The 3,141-nt window shown below is 59.4% G+C and carries 2 protein-coding genes and 1 pseudogene; all 3 read left to right on the top strand.

The features are described 5' to 3' along the window. A pseudogene (locus tag ACIF4X_RS29135) lies at positions 1–549 on the top strand (hypothetical protein); the annotation flags it as partial. Positions 550–575: 26 nt separating this feature from the next. After that, the gene (gene pheT / locus ACIF4X_RS29130) at positions 576–2,954 is read left to right on the top strand and encodes a phenylalanine--tRNA ligase subunit beta (protein WP_397484682.1); all 2,379 of its coding nucleotides are present in this window, start codon (positions 576–578) and stop codon (positions 2,952–2,954) included. Between the two features lie 3 nt (positions 2,955–2,957). Next, a partial coding sequence (locus ACIF4X_RS29125) for an HU family DNA-binding protein (protein ID WP_397484681.1) occupies positions 2,958–3,141 on the top strand: 184 nt, incomplete at its 3' end.

Genomic DNA, 3,141 nt, shown 5'->3' with positions numbered 1-3,141 from the left:
CCGCCACCGCTTGCACCGCCATACATTGCTTCGGCCGACTGGATCAAACGTTACGACCCGGGCACCCGCAAAGATGAATGGAGCCTGAGCATCGTCTGCCCAGGCCGCGTGTATCGCAGTGACTCCGATATCACCCACTCGCCGATGTTCCATCAGGTCGAAGGCCTGCTGGTTGATCGCGACATCAATTTTGCCGATCTCAAAGGCACCATCGAAGAATTCCTGCGGGTGTTCTTCGAGAAAGAGCTGGCCGTACGTTTCCGTCCTTCGTACTTCCCGTTCACCGAACCATCCGCTGAAGTCGATATGGAATGCGTGATGTGCAGCGGTAAAGGCTGCCGCGTATGCAAGCAGACTGGCTGGCTGGAAGTGATGGGCTGCGGCATGGTTCACCCGAACGTGCTGCGCATGTCTGGCATCGATCCGGAAGAGTTCTCCGGTTTTGCTTTCGGCATGGGCGTCGAGCGTCTGGCCATGCTCCGTTACGGCGTGAACGACTTGCGTCTGTTCTTCGACAACGACTTGCGGTTCCTCGCGCAATTTCGCTAGTCGTAACGAATTCTTAGGAGAGCAGGATGAAATTCAGTGAACAATGGCTGCGTGGCTGGGTTAGCCCGCAGGTAAATCGCGACGAGCTGGTTGCTCGTCTGTCGATGGCCGGCCTTGAGGTCGATAGCGTGACCCCGGCCGCCGGTGTATTCAGCGGCGTGGTAGTGGGCGAGGTGCTGAGCACCGAGCAACACCCGGATGCCGACAAATTGCGCGTTTGTCAGGTCAGCAATGGCGCGGAAACCTTTCAGGTCGTGTGCGGAGCGCCAAACGTGCGCCCGGGCCTGAAGATCCCGTTTGCCATGATCGGTGCCGAACTGCCGGGCGACTTCAAAATCAAGAAAGCCAAGCTGCGCGGCGTTGAGTCCAACGGCATGCTCTGCTCGCAAGCCGAACTGCAGGTCGGTGAAGGCAACGACGGTTTGATGGAGCTGCCGGCCGATGCGCCGGTGGGCGAAGACTTCCGTGTGTATCTGGATCTGGAAGACGCCAGCATCGAGGTAGACCTGACCCCGAACCGTGGCGACTGCCTGTCCCTGGCCGGTCTGGCCCGTGAAGTCGGCGCGCTGTACGACGCGCCGGTCACCCGTCCGGTGGTCATGGCCATTCCTGCCGTGCACGACGAAGTGCGTTCGGTAGAAGTGCTGGCGCCTGCCGCGTGCCCACGTTACCTGGGCCGCGTGATCCGTAACGTTGACCTGTCCAAGCCGACGCCGCTGTGGATGGTTGAGCGTCTGCGCCGCGCCGACGTGCGCAGCATCGACGCTGCCGTCGACATCACCAACTATGTGATGCTCGAACTGGGCCAGCCGCTGCACGCGTTCGATCTCGCCGAAATCAACGGCGGCATCCGTGTACGTATGGCGGAAGAGGGCGAGAAGCTCGTTCTGCTCGACGGTCAGGAAGTCAGCCTGCGTAGCGATACGCTGGTCATCGCCGACCACACTCGCGCGCTGGCAATTGCCGGTGTCATGGGTGGCGAGCACAGCGGTGTTTCCGCGACCACTCGCGACGTATTCCTGGAAAGTGCGTTCTTCGACCAGATCGCTGTTGCTGGCAAGGCTCGTTCCTACGGCCTGCACACCGACGCTTCGCACCGCTACGAGCGTGGCGTCGACTGGCAACTGGCTCGTGAAGCCATGGAGCGCGCCACTGGCCTGCTGCTGGAAATCACTGGCGGCGAAGCCGGCCCGATCATCGAGACCGTCAGCGAGCAGCATCTACCGTCGATCGCACCGATCACTTTGCGTGCCCAGCGCATCACCCAGATGCTGGGTATGGAAATGGATTCCGCCCAAGTCGAGCGTCTGCTCAGCGGCCTGGGGCTTGGCATTGCTGCCGACGGCGAAGGCCAGTGGCGCGTAGAAGTGCCAAGTCATCGCTTCGACATCAGCCTGGAAGTCGATCTGATCGAAGAACTGGCCCGTCTGTACGGCTACAACCGTCTGCCGGTTCGTTACCCGCAAGCGCGTCTGGCGCCACAAGCCAAAGCTGAAGCGCGTAGCGATCTGCCGGAACTGCGTCGCCTGCTGGTGGCGCGTGGTTATCAGGAAGCGATCACCTACAGCTTCATCGATCCACGCCAGTTCGAACTATTCAACCCGGGAGTTGAGCCGCTGTTGCTGGCCAATCCGATTTCCAACGACATGGCGGCAATGCGCTCTTCGTTGTGGCCGGGTCTGGTCAAAGCGCTGCAGCACAACCTCAACCGTCAGCAGGATCGCGTGCGTCTGTTCGAAAGCGGTCTGCGCTTCGTTGGTCAGCTCGAAGGTCTGAAGCAAGAGCCAATGCTGTCTGGCGTGGTTTGCGGTAGCCGTCTGCCGGAAGGCTGGGCGCAAGGTCGCGATACCGTCGACTTCTTCGACGTCAAAGCTGACGTGGAAGCGGTGCTGGGCTTCGCTGGTGCACTGGATTCGTTCACTTTCTCTCCGGGCAAACACCCGGCGTTGCACCCGGGTCAAACCGCGCGCATCGAGCGGGAAGGGCGTGAAGTCGGTTACATCGGCGCCATCCACCCGGAATTGTCGAAAGCGCTGGGTCTGGATCGTCCAGTCTTCGTTTTCGAGCTGGTTCTGGCTGAAGTGGCACTCGGTAAAATGCCGAAATTCCACGAGTTGTCGCGCTTTCCTGAAGTGCGTCGTGACCTTGCACTGATTGCGCACAAAGACGTCGCGTCCGCAGCCGTACTGGACGTAATCCGTGAAAATGCAGGCGAATGGCTCACAGATCTCAGGCTGTTTGACGTGTATCAGGGTAAAGGTATTGATCCTGATAGAAAAAGCCTTGCAGTTGGCTTGACCTGGCAGCATCCATCGCGCACTCTTAATGACGATGAGGTGAATTCGACGACGCAAAATATCCTCACCTCGCTCGAACAAAGGTTGAACGCCACGTTAAGGAAGTGACGTATGGGGGCTTTGACGAAAGCTGAGATGGCGGAACGTCTGTATGAAGAGCTGGGCCTGAACAAGCGGGAAGCCAAGGAATTGGTCGAACTGTTTTTCGAGGAAATCAGGCACGCTCTTGAAGACAACGAGCAGGTCAAATTGTCCGGTTTCGGCAATTTCGACCTTCGGGACAAACGCCAGCGGC

Origin of the sequence: Pseudomonas sp. NPDC085632 (assembly GCF_044541255.1) — a bacterium.
Taxonomy (GTDB): Bacteria; Pseudomonadota; Gammaproteobacteria; order Pseudomonadales; family Pseudomonadaceae; genus Aquipseudomonas.
This window is presented reverse-complemented; position numbering and strand designations above follow the sequence as displayed.

Bases quoted from the DNA above. Each gene is read 5' to 3' on its own strand.
- pheT (WP_397484682.1), top strand. From the start codon at position 576: ATGAAATTCAGTGAACAATGGCTGCGTGGCTGGGTTAGCCCGCAGGTA.